The following is an 18,372-nucleotide window of genomic DNA, read 5'->3' as shown; positions in this document are numbered from 1 at the left end:
CAACGATAGCGCTGTCTGTCATCACTACTGCCCCAACGTTTTAGCTGATCACTTTGGCAATGAGGGCAACTTGGGTGCTCAGAAAATTTCTGTTCGATAGTGTTGCTCAGGCTCGGCTGATGAGTTTTGGTCTCAACCACTGGAGAAAGAGCTTTATTGAGAATATTCTTCTGATGACTGGTCAGTGTCGAAATGGCATCAAGAAAGGCTTTGAAGAGAGCATATTGCATAACAGCATCCCTAAAAGTAGGTGACTGCTGCATTATAGTTCAAACAACAGATAAGACGAACTTAGCCGTGGAGAGAGGTGTATCAGGAATTATCTGATATGCCCTGTTTTTCCTTGAGATCTTCCACCCAGCGGAATACTTCTGCCACTGGTTCAATCAAGTCACTGGGTATATAACTGGCAATATCCGTATCAAAAAGGGCGTGGGCTAACGGAACATTCTCCAGTACGGGTATGCCTTCTTTATCGGCAACTTTTACGATAAAGCGGGCACGTCCGCCTCGACCTTTAACGGTCACAACCGGTAAGGGGGTAACATCCTGTTTGTAGTGCAGACCGATGGCCAAGTGAGTCGGGTTTTTGATGACCACGTCTGATTTTTTGGTGTTCTCAGCTTCGTTGAGGATTTCCTGGTGGATTTCTTTCCGCTTACCTTTGATTTCCGGGCTACCTTCCATCTCTTTGTGTTCACGCTTTACTTCATCCTTGGACATTTTATTTTGCTTGGTGAACTGCTGTTTTTCGAAGAGGAAATCCAGCACTGAAATTACCATGAATGCGGCAATCGCGTAGATCAGAAGCTTTTTCATCAATATGCCGACTACTGGAAGAATACAGTCGCTCCCGCAATAGGGAAGGTTGACCATGTCCCCGAGACTGTCCTTGATAACGTAATAAACAACGATGGAAAGAAATACAATCTTGATAACGGACTTGAAGAATTCCACCAGGTTCTTAATGGCAAAAATACGTTTGAAACCCGCAATAGGGCTGATCTTTTTCAAGTCAGGCTTGATCGATTCACCGGCCAGCAGAAAGCCAAATTGCATGATGTTGCCGATGATGGCTGACAGCATGGAGACCATTACCAAAGGCAGGAGAAGCTCAATAGACTTTTCGAGAATTCCTTGAGTGACAATCTTGAAAGCGTCGTTAAAATTCTCGTTGTAGACAGTAGAAGGGAGAATCACCATTTCCTGAATGGTGGTAAGAAACATATCACTCATAAACCAGATAGTGCAGACAACAGCAATAATACCAAAGGTACTGGATACTTCTTTGCTCTTGGCAACCTGTCCTTTTTTTCGGGCATCGCGAAGTTTTTTTGGAGTGGGTTGTTCGGTCTTTTCACCACTCATTTCCAGAGCGCTCCTATTGCCATAGCCTACCAAGGGTTCTGAAAATCATGGGAATGCCTTCGTCGTGCTTTTTGGCCAGCTTCAGAATAGTACTGACGTAAACCACCAGTATGGCTGCAGCCACGCCTGACTTGATGGGCATGGCCAGAATAAATACGTTCAGCTGAGGAGCGGAGCGACTGATCAGGGCAATGCCAAACTCAGTGATAAACATCGAAATAACAACGGGAGCGGCAAGCCACATGGCCAAACCAATGATCAAGTCAAACTGGTTAAGAAAAAAGATGGCCGCTTCGGGGGTCAGTTTGGGGTAAAAACTGAAGACGGGCCAAGCGTCGTAGCTGATAAACAGGCTTTGCAGCAATAGCAAAAATAAGCCGCTGACCATGAAAATGGCAGTGAAGGCTTGTGAGAACAAGACACCCATGGGAGAAGTTTCTGCACCGGACAGAGGGTTCAGGGCACTGGCCATAGATGCACCCCGTTGGTTATCGATAAAGAAACCTGCAGATTCTAAGGCCCAAAACGGGATAGTGATGCAAAAGCCAAGAATAGCGCCAATAAACGCTTCTTTCAGAACAAACCCGGCCGTGGCATAAATAGTGATGGTTTCATCGGGTTTGTGCTCTGCCAGCATCGGATGGAGAAACAGTATCAGGCAGGCGCAGATGCCATTTCTCATCATGGCGCCACCCAGCATCCGCTTGTGAAGGAAAGGGATTAGAGTGAAAAGGGCAACAATTCTGGGCATGCCCATGGTAAAAATGTAAAACCACTCTTTCAGCTCATCTATTGGGATGACCATGTCGCTTATCCCGATTAATCGTGCTTTACCCGGTTAAAGATCCGGTATTTTGTTCATGATGGCCAGTGAGTAATGATAGATCTCAAGGCCTAGCCAGCGTGCAGTGGCAAATATACTGATGATGACGGCAATCAGTTTGAATGCGAACGGCAGGGTTTGTTCCTGAATTTGGGTCAGTGCCTGGATCAAACTGATCAGCAGTCCGACACCGGCAGCAGCAATAATCGGAGGCATTGAGAGAATCAGAGTCAGCATTAAAGCCTGTGCAGTCAGCTGAATGATGTCGGAATCTACCATGATGTTCCCCTAGCCGTAGCTCAAAATCAGGCCCTGGATCAGGCGGGTCCAGCCGTCCAGAAGGACAAACAGAAGCAGCTTGAAAGGCAGTGAAATAGTCATGGGTGATACCATCATCATACCCATGGCCAGCAGGATGTTTGACACGATCAAGTCGATGACTATGAAAGGTAAGTACAGTAAGAATCCGATCTGAAACGCTTTGGTTAACTCCGTAATACAAAATGAAGGCAGGAGCACTATAAAGTCATCGCCAGACAGTTCTTGTTGATATTTTTTGGGCCAGAGCAAACGGGCAGATTTCAGGAAAAAGTTGCGTTCATTTTCATTCGTGTTGTCTTTCAAAAACTGTTTGTAAGGGGCACTGGCCAGTTTGACCGTCTCAATCCAGGAAAGGTCATCGAAGTTGAGTTTCTCTGGCTCCAGTATTTCATAAGCTTCATAGCCAACAGGCGCCATGATGTAGAGTGTCAGAATGATGGCCAGAGCGTTCATGGCAATATTGGGAGGAATCTGCTGGAGACCGGTGGCATTTCTCAGAATAGAAAAGACCACTACCAGCTTCAGGAAAGAGGTGCCCATCACAGCCATGAATGGAATCAACGCCATGAGTGCCAGCGGCACCATCAAATAGAATGGGCTGGTAAGATTCAGTATGCCGCTTTCCATGGCGGGAACCTGCTTTACTGGATGTACTGCCTGGTTATTAGGATTCAGCCCTGAAGTCTGACTGAGGATTGCGCTCGAGCATAAAATTCAATAGGGCGAGCGGTCTATTCTCGGTCAGTCTCTTTTCCATTAAGCTCTGTGATTCGGGCTCCCAGTCGACCTTCTATTTCTACCAGTTGGCATTTTCCAATCAGTTGACCATTGGCCCTGATTTTAACCGGGGCTTCTATTGGGTTACTGAGCTGGAAAACATATCCTGGCGTCAGGCTCTGCAGTTCTGCGAATGTCAGCTGCTGTTCACCGACTTCGAACATCAGCGTCACGGGCAGGTCATGAAGATCAACGGGAGCTGCAGGAGCGACCGGAACGTCCGGTACTTCTCCCTCTGGCATTGGCTCCTCATGCTCTGTGTGCTCTTCGGCAGAATGTTCTTCCATAGCCTGAAGCCTCTGTGAAATAGTGACCCGGGTATCCTCACGAGTGCCCAGAAAAACGGCATTCTGTTTGATTCTTACAATCACCTCTGAGTCACTGACATGTTTTTCCAGAAAAACAATGTCACCTTCTTCCAGATGATTGAATTCACTGCGGGCCAGTACGGTGCTGCCTTTTTGCAGGGATACCCATAAAGGTATATCGGGCAGCGGGATGGATTGATGAGGTGGAATTGACTTCAACAAATTCTCAATCATCTCTGAGTACTCAATCTGAATGCTTGAGCGCATGGTCTCGGCTTCAAGATCTACAGCTATCAAGGCAGCTTCTGTTTGTTCTGCCGGCTTGAGGTTACTCAGAGAAACGGATTGTCCCAGCATTTGGCCCAGAAAGTTGAAAATGGGGGTCAGGCTGCTTGAAATAGCGGCTTCACGAAGATCGTTGGGCAGTTTCTCAAGGATCTGATGATCAAGCTTATTAGGCAGTAGAAAGTCCAGAACCTGATGGCCCAGATAAATCTTGCTGGGATAGCCGGCCAGTTCTACGTCCGCTTGCCAACTGGAAGTTTGATGGTCGAGACCGGCAAGGGAGACAGTGAAATCTATGCCATTCAGTTGAATCTGGTAGCGGGTTTTACGATTGCACAGGAGTTGGCCCAACTGAAGTTCAGTGGCTGATACTGATTCATACTTCAGTGGTATCGTTTCCATCAGTCTATCCCTCAGGATTCATCATCTTCCTGTTCTTCTTCTTCTGCCACGTATTCCTGCTGGGAGCGACCGTCATTCTGTTCGCCGCCACCGCCTGACATATTGATGTTGACCTGAACTTTCTCTCCGAGTTTTTCCAGACTCTTCATCAGGCTAGCCTCATTGGCTACCAGGAAATTGTGAGAGTCTGCGGAAGAGGTATTCATTGTCACTTGCAGTTCTCCTGACACTCTCTGAATACGTATTTCAGTGCCCGGCAGAATGTTGTCTTTCAGAGTGATACGAACTTCGGCACCTTCTATAGCGTCTTTGGAAGACACCATGATCTTATCAACCAGCTTATTGATCACTTCGTTGATTTCTTTGGGGCCGCTGACTGCCTGAATACTCTTCAGCTGAGCTTCAGAAGCCTGCTGGGTTTCCCTGACCTGACCGGTAGCCTGCTCATTACCTTCAAGAAGGGATTGCATAGCGCCTTCTTCCTGGCCTTTTTGTCCTTCACGGCCACTGCCCTGATCCTTAAATTTACCTTCCAGAGCTTCTTTGGCACTTTTTCGGCGCTCTGCCATCAGGCTTTCAAGGCTCTGGTCATCTTTTGATTCAGCTTTTGTGCCCTTGGAGTCTTCTTTCTTTTTCATCTTTTTGGAAAAGTCAGAAGCTTGATCCTCAGAAATCTTTTGACTCTGATTCTGAGTAGGCTGATTGTTGGTGTTCTGCTGAACATTCTGGCTTTGATTGGTGGGCTGCATGTTTGCCTCCTGTTTATTGTGAAAATGCCTTTTATTGAAGTCCCTGCCAGTGATGTGGCTGGCATTTTCCGCTCATGGCTGTTTATTGCTCATGGCTGTTTATTGCTCATGGCTGTTGCTCTGTGCACCCTATGATTTGGGGCGAACAGTAAATTCTTCCATTTCCAGATCTTCGAGGCGGGCAGCTTCCTTGGCAGCTTCCTCGTCCAGAGCTTTGGTAAACTCTTCAAACTTCTCTACAGCCTGCATGGCCTTGATGTGATTTTCACGGGCCTGTTCCAGCTGCTCTTCGGCCTTTACGACATTTTGCTTAGCTTCATTGATAGCCTGTTCCAGCAGTACATCTTTTTCGCGCATCTGGGCCACCTTTGCTTTCAGCTGGTCCAGGTCGATCTGCTTTACCTCGGTATTGATAATGTTATCGTAGAGCCGTTGTTCTTCTTTACTGCGCCAGTCAATGTACTCTTCCAACTCCTGCTCTTTGTTTTTGACTTCCTGCTGAGCCTGCTCCAGACGATATTCACTTTTACGAACTTCATCCTGGGCAGACTTTTCACGAATCTGCTTAACCTTGAGGAGTTCGTGCAGCATTCAGATCAAACCCCAACGACCTGCCGCAACTGCTGAATGGTTGCGTCATAATCGTTCAATTCATCCGTACGCTGTTTCAGGAAGGTTCGGATCGTATCAATTTTTTGCAGGGCTTCATCGGCCACTGCATCGGACCCAGCCTTGTATTCACCTACTTTCACTAACAGCTCTATTTCTTCAAATTTAGCGAGGAGTTCCCTGAGCTTACCGGCAGCGGCTTTGTGCTCTTCCGGAGTGATGGCATTCATGACTCGGCTGGCACTGGATAGAACATCGATAGCCGGGTAATGGTTGGCTGCAGCCAGCTTTCTTGAAAGGATGATGTGACCGTCCAGTATGGAGCGGGTTTCGTCAGCTACAGGTTCGGTCATATCATCACCTTCTACCAGTACTGTGTAGAGAGCAGTGATTGAGCCTGTGTCTGACATACCGGCACGTTCCATTAATTTTGGAAGCGTGGCAAACACAGAAGGCGGGAAGCCTCGACGAGTGGGGGGTTCGCCCGCTGCCAGGCCTATTTCACGCTGGGCACGAGCAAAACGGGTAACAGAATCCATCAGCAGCAGAACTTTTTTACCTTTATCCCTGAAATACTCTGCCACAGCCGTTGCCGTATAAGCAGCTTTGGCTCTTTCCATGGAAGACTTATCTGAAGTGGCAACGATGATAACGGATTTCTTCACACCTTCCGGGCCCAGATCGTGCTCAATGAATTCTCTGAGTTCTCGTCCCCTTTCACCGATCAGCGCCAGAACAGTTACATCGACCTCAGCCCCTTTTACCAGCATTGAGAGTAATGTACTTTTACCTCCACCGGCCGCAGCGAAAATACCCATCCGCTGACCTTCTCCGCAGGTCAGGACTCCGTCCAGAGCTCTCAGGCCCAGTGGCATGGGTTTATCAATGATCCGCCGAGTCATGGGGTCGGGGCTGTCGGCATAAACCGGGTACCAGGTTTCAGGCTCGACACCATCGAAGGCTTCTGGGTTTAAAGGATTGCCCATGCCGTCCAACACATGACCCAGAAGATGAGGGCCAACACCCACATGGTGAACTTTGCCTGTAGGAATGACTTCGGTAGTGGAGGAGATCCCCATGATTTCACCCATGGGAGATAACACCGTTTCGTGACCTTGAAAGCCAACGACTTCGGCATACCCGGTTTTCTCATCGTTGGGGGTAACCAGCTCGCACAGTTCACCGATTTTTACGCCGGGAACTGCCGCTTTAATAATCATGCCCTGTACTTCGGTAACACGACCTCGAATATCAACTAACCGGCTGCTTTCAACGGCATTTTGTAGAGCTGAAGTGAGGTAGTTAAGTGCTTCGGCCACGATCCCTGTCTCCTATGCCACTCGTTGCTTTTTTCGCTTTTTAGGGTGTGAACTCACCTTGATTCGATAGAAAGCAAAAGAGGGCTTGATAAGCCCTCTTTTTTTGATGCCTGTATCAAAGTCAGACCATCATGCCCATATCTCCAGGTCCGCCTGGTGCGGTTGGAGGAGGCTTTGGACCATTCTCTTTAGGTGCGGCAGTACCGTCACTCTCGGTATTATCGACTTCAGAAATCACCCATTCGAGAGTGTTAACGAACTTCTCAAGAGTGGATTCGAAATTACCGTAGTCGGAGGAGGCCAGCATGGAGCGAATCAACAGAACTTCAGACTTATCATGGTTCAGGGCGTGAAATGCTCCCTGCATGCTGTGGTGCTGAAGGTTCAGTGAAAGAAGCTTTTCATAGAGGCTGGTTTTGGCGTCGTCGTGAGCGTCCATGGGTTTTACGGAAGAAACAAACACCAAAGCTTCGTCTTCTTCCAGATATTCCATATTCACGATCAGGGTATCATCAAAACAGAGACCACAAGCATCGTGTTCATTTAAGCTGAGCTCGCCTAGACCGATGCTCTCTGCAAAATGCTGTAGATTCTCTTCTACATTTTGCTTGTAACTCATTCGATCATACCCTCCAATGGTACTTAGTCAGAAACTGAAATAACGAGAACTAACTTTTAGTATATATCGCTCTTTTGAGTTGCGTTGGAGAATTCCGAAATACCCTCTTCGGGGAACTCCAAGACCTGATTAGAGTCTGTATCGGTCAAACTGGTCGACGTCTGTATACTTATTTCGACAATTTTTTCTCTGCTTCCAGAAAACCTATCCGGAGTACATGAGTTCCCGTGACAGAAAAAGTGCCTGAACAAACCCTGACCGAGATGGATAGCTTCTGGATGAAAGAGGCTTTAAAAGAAGCTGAGAAAGCCCGTGAAAAAGGCGAAGTGCCGGTAGGGGCTGTCGTGGTCAGAGATGGAAAGATCGTTGGCCGGGGGGCTAATCAGCCCATCAGTGGCTGTAATCCTGTTGCTCATGCTGAAGTACTGGCATTGCAGGAGGCTGCTGGTAATGTCAAAAATTATCGCCTGGTGGACTGTGAACTCTATGTAACCCTTGAGCCCTGTACGATGTGTGCCGGTGCCATTATCCATAGCCGGGTGAAGCGGGTTATTTTTGGTGCTTTGGAGCCCAAGGCAGGCGCGTTGGTCAGTCAGAGCCGGACATTGGAGCTGCCTTATATGAATTATCGGGTGGAAATGACCTCAGGGGTTCTTGAAAAGGAGTGCAGTGAAATTATTTCATCCTTTTTCAGAGCCCGACGTGAAGTTAAAAAAGCCGAGAAGAAGCGCCTGAAATTATGCTGACTCGATGATTTCGGGTGCTATGGGCAAAGAATACCCCCGTATTTTCGTGGTCTTTATCTTGAATAAAGCGGCTTTATGAAGTTTCCTGGCTCGATATTGATAAGATCCGTAGATCAATCACTGGTTTCCATACTGGGGTTTCGATTATTATACCGCACCTGATTATCTCCCTGAGTCCAGTTGAGGACAGTTTTTAACATGCTGATTTTGCGTGGTGCTCCGGCTCTCTCGCCGTTTCGCAGCCAAAAGCTGCTGGAAACCCTGCAACACAGGATCCCTGAAATTACCGGTGTTTTTGCTGAATACCAGCACTTTGTCCGGGTCGACGAGTCATTGTCCGACCAGGAGCTCAAAGTTCTGGAGCAGCTACTGACCTATGGTCCAAATGCCGATAGCGGGAAAAAGCTGCAGGAAGGTGAGTGCACAGGCGCTCTGTTTCTTGTTGTACCCCGTCCAGGCACTATTTCCCCCTGGTCCAGTAAAGCCACTAACATTGCTGAAAACTGCGGTCTCAGCAAAGTTCATCGTATTGAGCGTGGTTTGGCTTACTATGTGTCTGCTGAAGAAGGTCTCAGTGGTCATCAGAAAGAACGGGTGACCAGTCTGATTCATGACCGAATGACCGAGGCTGTTCTGGCTGATGTCAGAGAAGCGGAGCTTCTCTTTGCAGAAACTGAGCCTGCACCGCTGACCCGCGTTGATATTCTTGAAGGCGGTCGTGAAGCTCTGGCTGAAGCTAACCAGTCACTTGGGCTGGCCCTGGCAGAAGATGAAATTGATTATCTGGTCACCAGTTATCAGGGGTTGGACAGGAACCCGACTGATGTTGAGCTGATGATGTTTGCCCAGGCTAACTCTGAGCATTGCCGCCATAAGATCTTCAATGCGACGTGGACCATTGATGGCGAGCAGCAGGATCATTCTTTGTTCCAGATGATCCGAAACACTCACAGTATGAACAGTGAAGGTGTGCTCTCAGCCTACAAAGACAATGCTTCTGTTATTGAAGGCTCCAAAGCCGGGCGTTTCTTCCCTTCTCCCGAAAATAAAGATTACCAGTATCATCAGGAAGCTATTCATATCCTGATGAAAGTGGAAACCCACAACCATCCAACAGCTATTTCCCCATGGCCTGGTGCTTCTACCGGTGCGGGTGGTGAGATTCGTGATGAAGGTGCTACCGGCCGAGGCTCCAAGCCAAAGGCGGGTCTTACCGGCTTCTCCGTCTCCAACCTGAATATTCCCGGATATAAGCAACCGTGGGAAAAAGAGTACGGCAAGCCGGAGCGTATTGTTACTGCTCTGGATATTATGCTGGACGGTCCTCTGGGTGGTGCTGGCTTCAATAACGAATTTGGCCGTCCTAACCTGTGTGGCTACTTCCGCACCTTTGAAGCAACCGCCAAAGGTTCTGTCGGTGATGAAGTCAGGGGTTATCACAAGCCCATCATGCTGGCAGGTGGTCTGGGTAACATCCGGGCTGACCATGTCGAGAAAGGTGATATTCCTGTCGGTGCCAAACTGATTGTTCTGGGTGGTCCGGCCATGCAGATTGGTCTCGGTGGTGGTGCAGCGTCCTCCACGACGTCTGGTGAAGGCAAGGAAGACCTGGATTTTGCCAGTGTTCAGCGCGACAACCCTGAAATGGAGCGTCGTTGTCAGGAAGTCATCGATCAATGCTGGCAGTTGGGTGATGAAAACCCGGTTGCTTTCATTCACGATGTGGGTGCTGGTGGTCTTTCAAATGCTCTGCCAGAACTGGTCAGTGATGGTGGTCGTGGTGGCCATTTCCAGCTCAGGGGCATTCTGAATGATGAACCTGGCATGTCGCCGCTGGCGCTCTGGTGTAATGAGTCCCAGGAACGTTATGTCATGGCTGTGGCTCCAGAGAATCTGGAGCTGTTTGAGTCTATCTGTCAGCGTGAACGTTGTCTCTATGCCGTTGTGGGCGAAGCCACTAAAGAGATGAACCTGCTGGTAGAAGACAGTCACTTTGAAAACAAGCCTGTTGATATGCCTCTGGATGTATTGCTGGGCAAACCGCCCCGTATGCACCGTGACGTACAGGTTGAGAACGTCCAGCAGAAGGCTTTGGACCTTTCCGGCATTTCTCTGCAAGAAGCCTGTGAGCGGGTTCTGAAACTGCCCACCGTTGCCAGCAAAAACTTCCTGATTACTATTGGTGATCGTTCTATCACAGGTCTGGTAGCCCGTGAGCAGATGGTTGGCCCCTGGCAGGTACCTGTTGCAGACTGCGCGGTGACTGCCACAGCCTTTGATACCTATGCCGGTGAAGCTATGTCCATGGGCGAGAGAACGCCTCTGGCTCTGATTGATGCACCTGCTTCAGGCCGTATGGCCATTGGTGAAGCGATCACAAATATTGCCAGCACTCGCATTGGCAAACTGGGTGATGTAAAACTTTCTGCAAACTGGATGGCAGCCGCTGGTCATCCGGGTGAAGACGCCAAGCTTTATGAGACTTGTAAAGCCGTAGGTATGGAGCTCTGTCCAGAACTGGGTATTGCGATTCCAGTGGGTAAAGACTCCATGTCCATGCGTACCAGCTGGAAAGACGGTGATTCAGAAAAGAGCGTAACCTCTCCTCTGTCTCTGGTTATTTCAGCTTTTGCACCCGTGACAGATATCCGCAAGACAGTGACTCCAGAGCTGAGTACCGATAAAGGTGAAACCGATCTGCTGCTGGTGGATCTGGGTCGTGATCAGAATCGTCTGGGTGGTTCAGCGCTGGCGCAGGTTTATGGTCAGATTGGTGATGTGGCTCCTGATGTTTCCTCTGCAGATGACCTCAAAGGCTTCTTCAGTGCAGTCCAGCAATGTCTGGAAAAAGACCTGTTGTTGGCTTACCACGACCGTTCAGACGGTGGTCTCTTTACCACTCTGGTTGAGATGGCCTTTGCCGGTCATACCGGTATTGAGGTGAATCTGGATAAGCTGGCAGGCTCTGAGGCTGCCATTATTCCTGCCCTGTTCAATGAGGAGCTGGGTGCGGTGCTGCAGGTTCGTCGTGAAGATAAGGGTAAGGTCAAAGATATCCTGGCTGAGCTGGGTCTGGGTTCCTGTACTCATACTATTGCTTCTCTGAGGTCTGATCAGCGTATCAACTTTACCTTCAATGGTGAGCGGATCAGCAGTGAAAGCCGGGTTAAACACCAGCGCTGGTGGGCTGAAACCAGCTACCGCATGCAGTCATTGAGAGACAATCCTGAGTGTGCCCAACAGGAGTTTGATAACCTGTTGGATGACACAGACAACGGTTTGCATGCTTCTTTGCCATTTGACATCAATAACGATGTTGCAGCTCCATTTATTGCTACTGGATCCAGTAAGCCTCAGATAGCCATTCTGAGGGAGCAGGGTGTAAACGGCCATGTAGAAATGGCAGCTGCTTTTGATAAAGCGGGTTTCTCAGCAGTAGATGTTCACATGAGTGACATTCTTTCCGGTCGTCGTGATCTGGCTGAGTTCAAAGGCCTGGTGGCTTGTGGCGGCTTCTCTTACGGTGACGTACTGGGAGCCGGAGAAGGCTGGGCTAAATCTATTCTGTTTAACAGCATGGCTCGTGATCAGTTTGCTGCCTTCTTTGATCGTCCCGACAGCTTTGCCCTGGGTGTCTGCAATGGTTGTCAGATGCTGTCCAACCTGCATGAGCTGATTCCTGGTGCAGAGCACTGGCCTCATTTTGTCCGTAACCAGTCTGAGCAGTTTGAAGCCAGAACGGTGATGGTTGAAGTTCAGAAGAGCAAATCCATTCTCCTGAGAGGAATGGAAGGTTCCAGAATGCCGGTTGCTGTGGCGCATGGTGAAGGTTTTGCCGAATTCAAGAAGGCTGAGCAAATTCAGAAGCTGTCTGAAAGTGCTCAGCTGGCATTGAAGTATGTGGATAATCAGGGAAGGTCGACGGATCGTTATCCCTATAATCCAAATGGTTCTCCTGAAGGTATTACGGGTCTGACCTCTGCCGATGGCAGGGTGACAATCATGATGCCTCATCCGGAAAGGGTGTTTAGAACCGTTCAGAACAGTTGGTATCCTGACACCTGGGGTGAAGACTCGCCCTGGATGAGAATGTTCAGGAATGCCCGGGTTTGGGTTGACTGATTCAGGAAAAATTAAGAGGCTGATTCATAATTGATTCAGCCTCTTTTCTTATAATCAGTAGAAATATTGCCGGATATCAATTGATTAGTCCCGGCGGTGACAGCCTTAGAACTATTTTCCATTTTGAACATCTAAACTGGACAGGAAACAGAAGGTAAACGTACTGGGAGACTCATTTATGAATAAAAGGATAAAACAGGCAGGGATCGTCTTCTTGCTCTCGTTCTCTCTGGCTGGCTGCATGACGGATCAGACAGGGACTACCTATTCGGCTTCTGAAGCTCGTCAAATGCAGACAGTTCGCTTTGGTACTGTAGCTGAATCAAGGCTGGTCAAGCTGGAAGGTACTCAAGGCGAGGTAGGCACTTTGGCTGGTGCAGCTGTGGGTGGCATAGCCGCATCCAGCATTGGTGGCCAACGTGAAAGTGCTATTGCAGCGGTTGCCGGTGCAGTTGCCGGTGGTGTTCTGGGCAATATGGCTGAGAAGAAAATTACATCCAAGCAGGGTGTTGAGCTGACAGTCAGATTGGATGACGGCTCGTATGTTTCTGTTGTTCAGCAAGCTGACCCGGCCGTTAACTTTGCTGCTGGCGATAAGGTAAAGATCCTTACCCAGGGCACTACCAGCCGGGTTATTAAAGTACAGTAAGTGAAGTATTGAGTGGCCTTAAGAAGTCACTCATATTTATTGGTTACTCTCTTGAGGCCTTAAAAGATAATACTCCACATACAGTTTGGGCTTGTTCTCCACTTTGATCTTGGTAACAGGCTCGAACTCGAATCGCCCCAGAAATTCTGCCTGGGGATAGTTCTTCTCCAGCCGCTGCCTGACAACTCGCGAGTATCGCTTGCCATCCACAATGACAATGATTCCGCCTTTTTTGCGGAAATCTTCCTCTTTCATCCAGAGACTTTCCGCAGGATTCAGGCCAAAAAACGGAATGGTTTTTCGGTTGTGGCTGTAAGCTGTCAGCTCGGCAACATGATAGTGAAGGCCACCCAGGTAAGGCATGTAATTGTCGTCTTTGGTATGAGCTTCATTGCTGACAATGTCCTGGTGTTGTGTCCATAGCTCCTCAGCTTTCAACATCTGGGTTCGTAGTGGTATGAACTCCACTGAATCCCAGTAATCATCATCAAAGAGGGGCTTGAATAGCAGGTAGCTGCATCTCAATGAAACAAAAAGCACCCCAGTGAATAAGCACCAGAACACAACCCTTTTGAATCGCTGGTAATCAATCAACGGACGAAGCCAGAACAGAAGTAAAAGGGGTAACCAGGCAAAGTATGGGGTAGCCCAGCGTGGTACCAGTTTTTCTCCGGTGACCAGGCCGAACAGAAGTGTAAAAGCGAAAGGACCTGTGGCTATGGCAATCAGAAAAACCTTTTTGAAGTGGTCATAAACAATAGGCAGTCTGGGGGCTCGGAAGAGTGGGATCATCAATAGAAAAAATACAAGCACATTACCAAAACTGTTCTTGATAAAGCTCAGAGGAAAAATCAGGTGGTCCCAGTTAGTGCCTGTGCCATACCGTTCACTTTCAACGTAATTCTCTTCCAGGTAGCTTACAGCAGCAAAGTTATGATCCCAGAGCCAATAAATATGAGGGGATGCAATAGCGAGTGCAATAATCCCACCCAACCAGGGACCCATAGAGGAAAGAGAGTTTCTGCCTTCCTGAGTGATTAAAAGAACAACAAACAGTGGAGCAAATAACACAGCGACCTGATATTTGGTCAGGATGGCCAGCCCGGCCATGACTCCGGTCAGCAGCCAGTAGCGCAGGGATTGGCGAGTAACGGCAAAATAAAAAGTCAGGGCAAGTAAAGCCCAGATTGGATGTTGAAGCGTATCAGGGGTGACCCTTTCTACACGGTTGCTGTAAAAGAGAATGCCCTGTAATAAAAAGACGGCCAGCAGTGCTCCTGCCCCGGTCAGGTATTCTCTGGCTAGACGCCAGACAGCAACAAAGGCAATGACGACACAGACCTGAGCAAACCAATAAACAGGCCAGTCGCTGATGTCGCTTAAATTTGAGAAGAAAGCAGCAGCCCAGGCTGCCAGTGGTGGGTGCTTATCATACCCCCACTGCCAGAGATTGCCCCAGGCTATACCTTCAAGAGTGTCAGAGTGGAGCGTGTTCCGGGCCAGCCAGGGGCCGAGAGTCCAGAACAATAGTTGAAAAAGGCAGATCAGGCTGAGCCAGCGATAAGGGTGTTTTATTACCACTGAAGAGGGTGAAGATTCAGCCATCATTGCTTCATTCTGCACAGATCAACTCCTGCTTTTTGACAGTCGTCCACAAATTGTTGTCCTGAAAAATAATCAAGCTCCAGCTGTCTGGCTTCCGGGTGATCCAGATTATTTTGTCCAGCGGTTTTACCCGGATGACACATAATGAGCCCTCTGTCGTAGGACTCTGATAACCACGATGTCATCAGGGCAGAGTAGTCTTCGTTAGGTTTCAAAGAGTATATGCCAGCAAAGGATGTGTTGGTGTTGACGCTATGATTGATCAGCTCATAGAGGAGGCTTTTGCCGCCGGAGCCTTCAATGATATAACTTTTCAGCCCCCCACCACGATGAATGATCGGTGTGACACTTCTCACCCAGAAAGAGGGGTCGGGCTTGAAGCGGCGAAGAACCGATAGCAGAGCTTCTCGTACCATGGGTAGATGGTGGACATGTTGATGGCCATCGACAAAGTCTGGGGCTCTGCCTGTAGTGTCCATGAACATCTGGTATTGCGCGGTAATTTCTTCCAGCAAAGCGCTCTTATCCAGTAGACGGAGATGACTTTTTATCAGTACCTGGTTCAGGCTGGGGAATCCACCCATAAAAGCAGAGCTCAGACCCTTGCCTTCTGTTAAATTCAGATGCAGACCAATATCGACTTTGTCTTGAATAGTCGTGAGACCTCTGGCCTGTTGTGTCCACTCCGGGCAAGTGACCATACAGCTGGTGGCCTGGATTCTGCCTTTGGCGGCCAGCTCCAGAATGGCTTGGGATACCCCCGGATGCATCCCGTAATCATCTGCACACAGTGTTATTCTTTTCATTTAAAGGCCCAGTATTTACTCAGGGTAAAGGTAAACAGAGGAATCGTTGCCAGAACGATAAAGCTGGCTACCAGATAATTTAAAGCGGTATAGGTTAGAAGCAGGGTGTACAGTCCCTGGTTGAGTACAAAACTACAGAGCAACTGGACCAGCAGGAACTTCACCAGAGTAGTACGCAGAACATGCTGTTTGTGATTAAAGGTCCACAATGAATGTCCCAGATAGCTTACGATGAAGGCCAGAGTAAAAGCCGCAGGGTTGGCCAGAAGTGGGTTTAGTTGTGTCAGGTCAACCAGCAGCCAGAGTGCACAAAGGTGTACAGCTGCAGCAGTACCCCCGGTAACAATAAACTTAATCAGCTGCATTGCTGTCCTTCTGATTCTTGAATCCCAGTTGTCTCTGTATCAAATACCTGGGGCGGTTTTTCACTTCACAGAATATACCTGCAACGTACTCTCCCAGTATCCAGAGAGACAAAAGTTGTATGCCGCCAATAAAAGTGATGGCAACAATGACGGTCGGCCAGCCGGGCAGGGGGGCACCGAGAACAATCGTTCTGAAGATAATAAAGAAAGCGTAAAAAACAGAGATGAATGAGATAATCAGTCCGAGCCCACCAACAATTCTCAAGGGGAGAGTGGTAAAGGCAGTAATACCGGAAAGAGCCAGACTGGTCAGTTTACCGTAACCCCAGCCCGATTCTCCTGCCAGTCTGTCTCTGACCTGAAAGGGCAGGCCAATACTCTTGTAACCGACCCAGGCATAAATACCTTTCATGAATCGGCTGCGTTCAGGCATGGATTTCAGTGCTTCAACGACCACCTTGTCCATCAGGCGGAAGTCCCCAGCATGGGCAGGTACATCAATACCGGTGCTGGAATGCATAATCTGATAGAAAAATTGTGCGCCTTTCTTCTTAAAAAAGGATTCATTGTCCCTGTCCTGGCGGACGCCATAAACCATTTGGTAGCCCTGGCGCCAGTAATCAACAAATACCGGAATCATTTCCAGAGGGTGTTGAAAGTCGGCATCAATCAGGACAACCGCATCACCGGATGTGGCATCTATGCCAGCGGTGAGGGCCGTTTCTTTACCAAAGTTTCTGGATAACTCGATTAGTTTGATTCTTGTGTCATTACAGAAAGGCTCAACCAGTTCAACGGTTTTATCGCTGCTACCGTCATCAACCACAATAATTTCAAAATGCTCGGTAATGGCTTCCAGTTGTTCTTTGAGGGCCTCCATGAACTGACCAATGACCGGACCTTCATTGAAAACCGGCACCACACAGCTGAGTAAGAATGAGTCGTTAACTGGCATGTTGTCTCCGGCTCGATAATTTCATATGGCCATGATTTTCGCGCCACATCCTTAAAAGAAAAGAGGAGGGCGATACATCCGGCTCATGGCTGTTTGTGATTGTTATTATTTATCGGCTTGACACTGTTTACTGTGAAAAACTTTCACCACCAGAGGCGTAGAAAAGTACTTTCTATCGCTCATGGTTGTTTATAGTGAGGCTCAATTTATGAAGCTACTGAATAATGAGAAAGCTTTCTCTTCAGTAAAGTGCCTTTTTTATCATGATGGTTGATGAGGCACTTTTAGCCGATGCTTGTGGCTATAAATTGAGCAATGGTCTGCTTCCATAGTGGTATGGTGTTACTGAAAAAGCAAGTCACTGAATGGATATGTCAGCAAAGTTATTGGGATATGAGTTTGTTGTCTAAAAGCCCGAAGAAGCCGGGTTGTCCACCTGAAAAGTACCATCCAAGATGAGTTCCGCAGCCAGAGCAGCAGGCAAATTGCCATAGATAGCTCGGAAACCAACTGAACTCCTCAGTAGCATCACCACTTAACTGGCAGCCGGGGGCTTGCGAATAGCAACTGAACTGGAAAAAAATACCGGCGGGGTTACATTGCGAATGTTGATGACTGCCCATGAATGAGATAGCTGAATCATGGCTGGTAATTGGCTTCTGGCAAGACTGACAAAGAATGTGGGACGACTCCCGGTTGTCGTCAGAGTTCTCTGGCTGGGACTTTCTGACGGTTTGGGGAACAGAAGCATGACCAATGTCCTGTCGTCTGGTACGGTATAGTCCGGATTCTGAGATCATACACAGACCCTGTGACGGAGTAGCTATGAGAAAGGAACATCTGATTGCCCTGGTATTTGGCTTTGGCATTCTGGCCGTTGCTGCAGGACTTTACCTGATGCAGCCAGCTGATGAGCCTCTGCAGGAAGATACTAACAGTGTGGTTATTGAGACACCAGCTGAGCCCGAGATGGAAATTATGGCGCCTGAAGAAGATCAGGATTTCCAGCTGCAAAGCGGTGAGGTAACACGGATTATTATTGATGATACAGAAGAAGGGGCTGAAGATATCAGTGGCATTCTGTCTGAAAAGGTTCTTATCAATGATGAGGTCGTGGACCAAAGTGAGCTGGATGAACTGAACCAGTAGACTTTTTATAGAGAAACCTTTCATTTTAGAAGACATGAAAAGGCTTTCTTTACTAAATGCTGTCAGGTTGATTACAGAAGTGTGGGAAATATCTTACAAAGTCTGATGCTTTTTTCCTGCATTTTGATCCCCGATGTATTGATACATTGAAGTTGCAGGGATAGCCAATTCACATGGATGTGAAACCCGCCACGGATAGGCGGGTAATAACCCTGAATTTCCCCTCAGGGTTTTCTCCTGCTCTTGCCTTTGTAGTGATCAGTGATAGTCTAGGAGCCTGTCGGACTTACCACTGACCTACTGCGAAAAAGCCGGATTTGGCCATTTTTTATGATTCTTTTCGTTGAATAGCTCGCTATTCGCCTCAAATAATCATAAAAACTGTCTCAAACCGG

Annotated in this window: 19 protein-coding genes; 4 read left to right on the top strand and 15 right to left on the bottom strand. The window is 48.2% G+C overall.

The annotated features are described in order from the left end of the window. The 10 genes from ACR2PX_RS11605 to ACR2PX_RS11560 form a co-directional block, all read right to left on the bottom strand. Positions 1-230, bottom strand: a 230-nt coding sequence (locus ACR2PX_RS11605) for a transposase-like zinc-binding domain-containing protein (RefSeq protein ID WP_433999520.1), incomplete at its 3' end; no start/stop codon positions are given. Positions 231-312: 82 nt separating this feature from the next. Continuing rightward, positions 313-1,368 carry a type III secretion system export apparatus subunit SctU gene (sctU, locus tag ACR2PX_RS11600; RefSeq protein ID WP_433999519.1) on the bottom strand — a complete coding sequence of 352 codons (1,056 nt, stop codon included), beginning with the start codon at positions 1,366-1,368 and terminating at the stop codon, positions 313-315. Positions 1,369-1,381: 13 nt separating this feature from the next. Then, complete coding sequence (gene sctT / locus ACR2PX_RS11595; RefSeq protein ID WP_433999518.1) at positions 1,382-2,173, bottom strand: type III secretion system export apparatus subunit SctT; 792 nt, start codon at positions 2,171-2,173, stop codon at positions 1,382-1,384. Positions 2,174-2,206: 33 nt separating this feature from the next. Then, on the bottom strand, positions 2,207-2,470 hold the full coding sequence (gene sctS, locus ACR2PX_RS11590; protein WP_034833827.1) for a type III secretion system export apparatus subunit SctS: 264 nt from the start codon (positions 2,468-2,470) through the stop codon (positions 2,207-2,209). 9 nt (positions 2,471-2,479) lie between these two features. Further along, positions 2,480-3,139, bottom strand: coding sequence for a type III secretion system export apparatus subunit SctR (gene sctR / locus ACR2PX_RS11585; protein WP_433999517.1), 660 nt, complete (start codon positions 3,137-3,139; stop codon positions 2,480-2,482). A gap of 104 nt (positions 3,140-3,243) precedes the next feature. After that, the gene (sctQ, locus tag ACR2PX_RS11580; protein ID WP_433999516.1) at positions 3,244-4,284 is read right to left on the bottom strand and encodes a type III secretion system cytoplasmic ring protein SctQ; all 1,041 of its coding nucleotides are present in this window, start codon (positions 4,282-4,284) and stop codon (positions 3,244-3,246) included. An 11-nt stretch (positions 4,285-4,295) separates the two neighbouring features. Then, positions 4,296-5,033: a type III secretion HpaP family protein gene (locus ACR2PX_RS11575; RefSeq protein ID WP_433999515.1), complete on the bottom strand. Its 738-nt coding sequence runs from the start codon at positions 5,031-5,033 to the stop codon at positions 4,296-4,298. A 129-nt stretch (positions 5,034-5,162) separates the two neighbouring features. After that, positions 5,163-5,624, bottom strand: coding sequence for a type III secretion system stalk subunit SctO (gene sctO, locus ACR2PX_RS11570; protein WP_433999514.1), 462 nt, complete (start codon positions 5,622-5,624; stop codon positions 5,163-5,165). A 5-nt stretch (positions 5,625-5,629) separates the two neighbouring features. Further along, a complete protein-coding gene (gene sctN / locus ACR2PX_RS11565) occupies positions 5,630-6,961 on the bottom strand; it encodes a type III secretion system ATPase SctN (protein ID WP_433999513.1) in 1,332 nt (443 codons plus the stop codon). A gap of 121 nt (positions 6,962-7,082) precedes the next feature. Then, a complete protein-coding gene (locus ACR2PX_RS11560) occupies positions 7,083-7,580 on the bottom strand; it encodes a type III secretion system chaperone (protein WP_433999512.1) in 498 nt (165 codons plus the stop codon). Between the two features lie 227 nt (positions 7,581-7,807). On the opposite strand from ACR2PX_RS11560, the gene tadA reads away from it, so the two are divergent. From tadA to ACR2PX_RS11545, 3 genes are all read left to right on the top strand, one after another. Beyond that, positions 7,808-8,326: a tRNA adenosine(34) deaminase TadA gene (gene tadA / locus ACR2PX_RS11555; RefSeq protein WP_433999511.1), complete on the top strand. Its 519-nt coding sequence runs from the start codon at positions 7,808-7,810 to the stop codon at positions 8,324-8,326. Between the two features lie 198 nt (positions 8,327-8,524). Further along, complete coding sequence (gene purL, locus ACR2PX_RS11550; protein WP_433999510.1) at positions 8,525-12,448, top strand: phosphoribosylformylglycinamidine synthase; 3,924 nt, start codon at positions 8,525-8,527, stop codon at positions 12,446-12,448. Positions 12,449-12,626: 178 nt separating this feature from the next. Further along, positions 12,627-13,097, top strand: coding sequence for a glycine zipper 2TM domain-containing protein (locus ACR2PX_RS11545; protein ID WP_433999509.1), 471 nt, complete (start codon positions 12,627-12,629; stop codon positions 13,095-13,097). 36 nt (positions 13,098-13,133) lie between these two features. Here ACR2PX_RS11545 and ACR2PX_RS11540 read toward each other — a convergent pair whose 3' ends face one another. The 5 genes from ACR2PX_RS11540 to ACR2PX_RS11520 form a co-directional block, all read right to left on the bottom strand. Beyond that, the gene (locus ACR2PX_RS11540; RefSeq protein ID WP_433999508.1) at positions 13,134-14,720 is read right to left on the bottom strand and encodes a glycosyltransferase family 39 protein; all 1,587 of its coding nucleotides are present in this window, start codon (positions 14,718-14,720) and stop codon (positions 13,134-13,136) included. Beyond that, entirely contained in the window at positions 14,702-15,508 is an 807-nt protein-coding gene (locus ACR2PX_RS11535; protein ID WP_433999507.1) for a ChbG/HpnK family deacetylase, read from the bottom strand. Before ACR2PX_RS11535 ends, ACR2PX_RS11540 begins: the two co-directional genes overlap by 19 nt. Continuing rightward, entirely contained in the window at positions 15,505-15,873 is a 369-nt protein-coding gene (locus ACR2PX_RS11530; protein WP_433999506.1) for a GtrA family protein, read from the bottom strand. Before ACR2PX_RS11530 ends, ACR2PX_RS11535 begins: the two co-directional genes overlap by 4 nt. Then, a complete protein-coding gene (locus ACR2PX_RS11525) occupies positions 15,860-16,828 on the bottom strand; it encodes a glycosyltransferase family 2 protein (protein ID WP_433999505.1) in 969 nt (322 codons plus the stop codon). Before ACR2PX_RS11525 ends, ACR2PX_RS11530 begins: the two co-directional genes overlap by 14 nt. Before the next feature lie 535 nt (positions 16,829-17,363). Beyond that, positions 17,364-17,579, bottom strand: a complete 216-nt coding sequence (locus ACR2PX_RS11520) for a hypothetical protein (protein WP_433999504.1) — start codon at positions 17,577-17,579, stop codon at positions 17,364-17,366. Between the two features lie 74 nt (positions 17,580-17,653). Between ACR2PX_RS11520 and ACR2PX_RS11515 the strand changes: the two genes are divergently transcribed. Continuing rightward, on the top strand, positions 17,654-17,977 hold the full coding sequence (locus ACR2PX_RS11515; protein ID WP_433999503.1) for a hypothetical protein: 324 nt from the start codon (positions 17,654-17,656) through the stop codon (positions 17,975-17,977). Positions 17,978-18,372: the final 395 nt, after the last annotated feature.

This window comes from Endozoicomonas sp., from assembly GCF_051008435.1.
Lineage (GTDB): Bacteria > Pseudomonadota > Gammaproteobacteria > Pseudomonadales > Endozoicomonadaceae > Endozoicomonas_A.
Note: the sequence above shows the minus strand (reverse complement) of the source record. Positions and strands in the feature narration are given on the sequence as shown.

Coding starts and splice junctions, on each gene's coding strand:
- ACR2PX_RS11525 (WP_433999505.1), bottom strand. CDS start 16,828: ATGCCAGTTAACGACTCATTCTTACTCAGCTGTGTGGTGCCGGTTTTC.
- sctO (WP_433999514.1), bottom strand. CDS start 5,624: ATGCTGCACGAACTCCTCAAGGTTAAGCAGATTCGTGAAAAGTCTGCC.
- ACR2PX_RS11520 (WP_433999504.1), bottom strand. CDS start 17,579: ATGCTTCTGTTCCCCAAACCGTCAGAAAGTCCCAGCCAGAGAACTCTG.
- sctU (WP_433999519.1), bottom strand. CDS start 1,368: ATGAGTGGTGAAAAGACCGAACAACCCACTCCAAAAAAACTTCGCGAT.
- ACR2PX_RS11575 (WP_433999515.1), bottom strand. CDS start 5,033: ATGCAGCCCACCAATCAAAGCCAGAATGTTCAGCAGAACACCAACAAT.
- sctQ (WP_433999516.1), bottom strand. CDS start 4,284: ATGGAAACGATACCACTGAAGTATGAATCAGTATCAGCCACTGAACTT.
- sctR (WP_433999517.1), bottom strand. CDS start 3,139: ATGGAAAGCGGCATACTGAATCTTACCAGCCCATTCTATTTGATGGTG.
- ACR2PX_RS11515 (WP_433999503.1), top strand. CDS start 17,654: ATGAGAAAGGAACATCTGATTGCCCTGGTATTTGGCTTTGGCATTCTG.
- ACR2PX_RS11560 (WP_433999512.1), bottom strand. CDS start 7,580: ATGAGTTACAAGCAAAATGTAGAAGAGAATCTACAGCATTTTGCAGAG.
- ACR2PX_RS11535 (WP_433999507.1), bottom strand. CDS start 15,508: ATGAAAAGAATAACACTGTGTGCAGATGATTACGGGATGCATCCGGGG.
- purL (WP_433999510.1), top strand. CDS start 8,525: ATGCTGATTTTGCGTGGTGCTCCGGCTCTCTCGCCGTTTCGCAGCCAA.
- sctS (WP_034833827.1), bottom strand. CDS start 2,470: ATGGTAGATTCCGACATCATTCAGCTGACTGCACAGGCTTTAATGCTG.
- ACR2PX_RS11545 (WP_433999509.1), top strand. CDS start 12,627: ATGAATAAAAGGATAAAACAGGCAGGGATCGTCTTCTTGCTCTCGTTC.
- ACR2PX_RS11530 (WP_433999506.1), bottom strand. CDS start 15,873: ATGCAGCTGATTAAGTTTATTGTTACCGGGGGTACTGCTGCAGCTGTA.
- sctT (WP_433999518.1), bottom strand. CDS start 2,173: ATGGTCATCCCAATAGATGAGCTGAAAGAGTGGTTTTACATTTTTACC.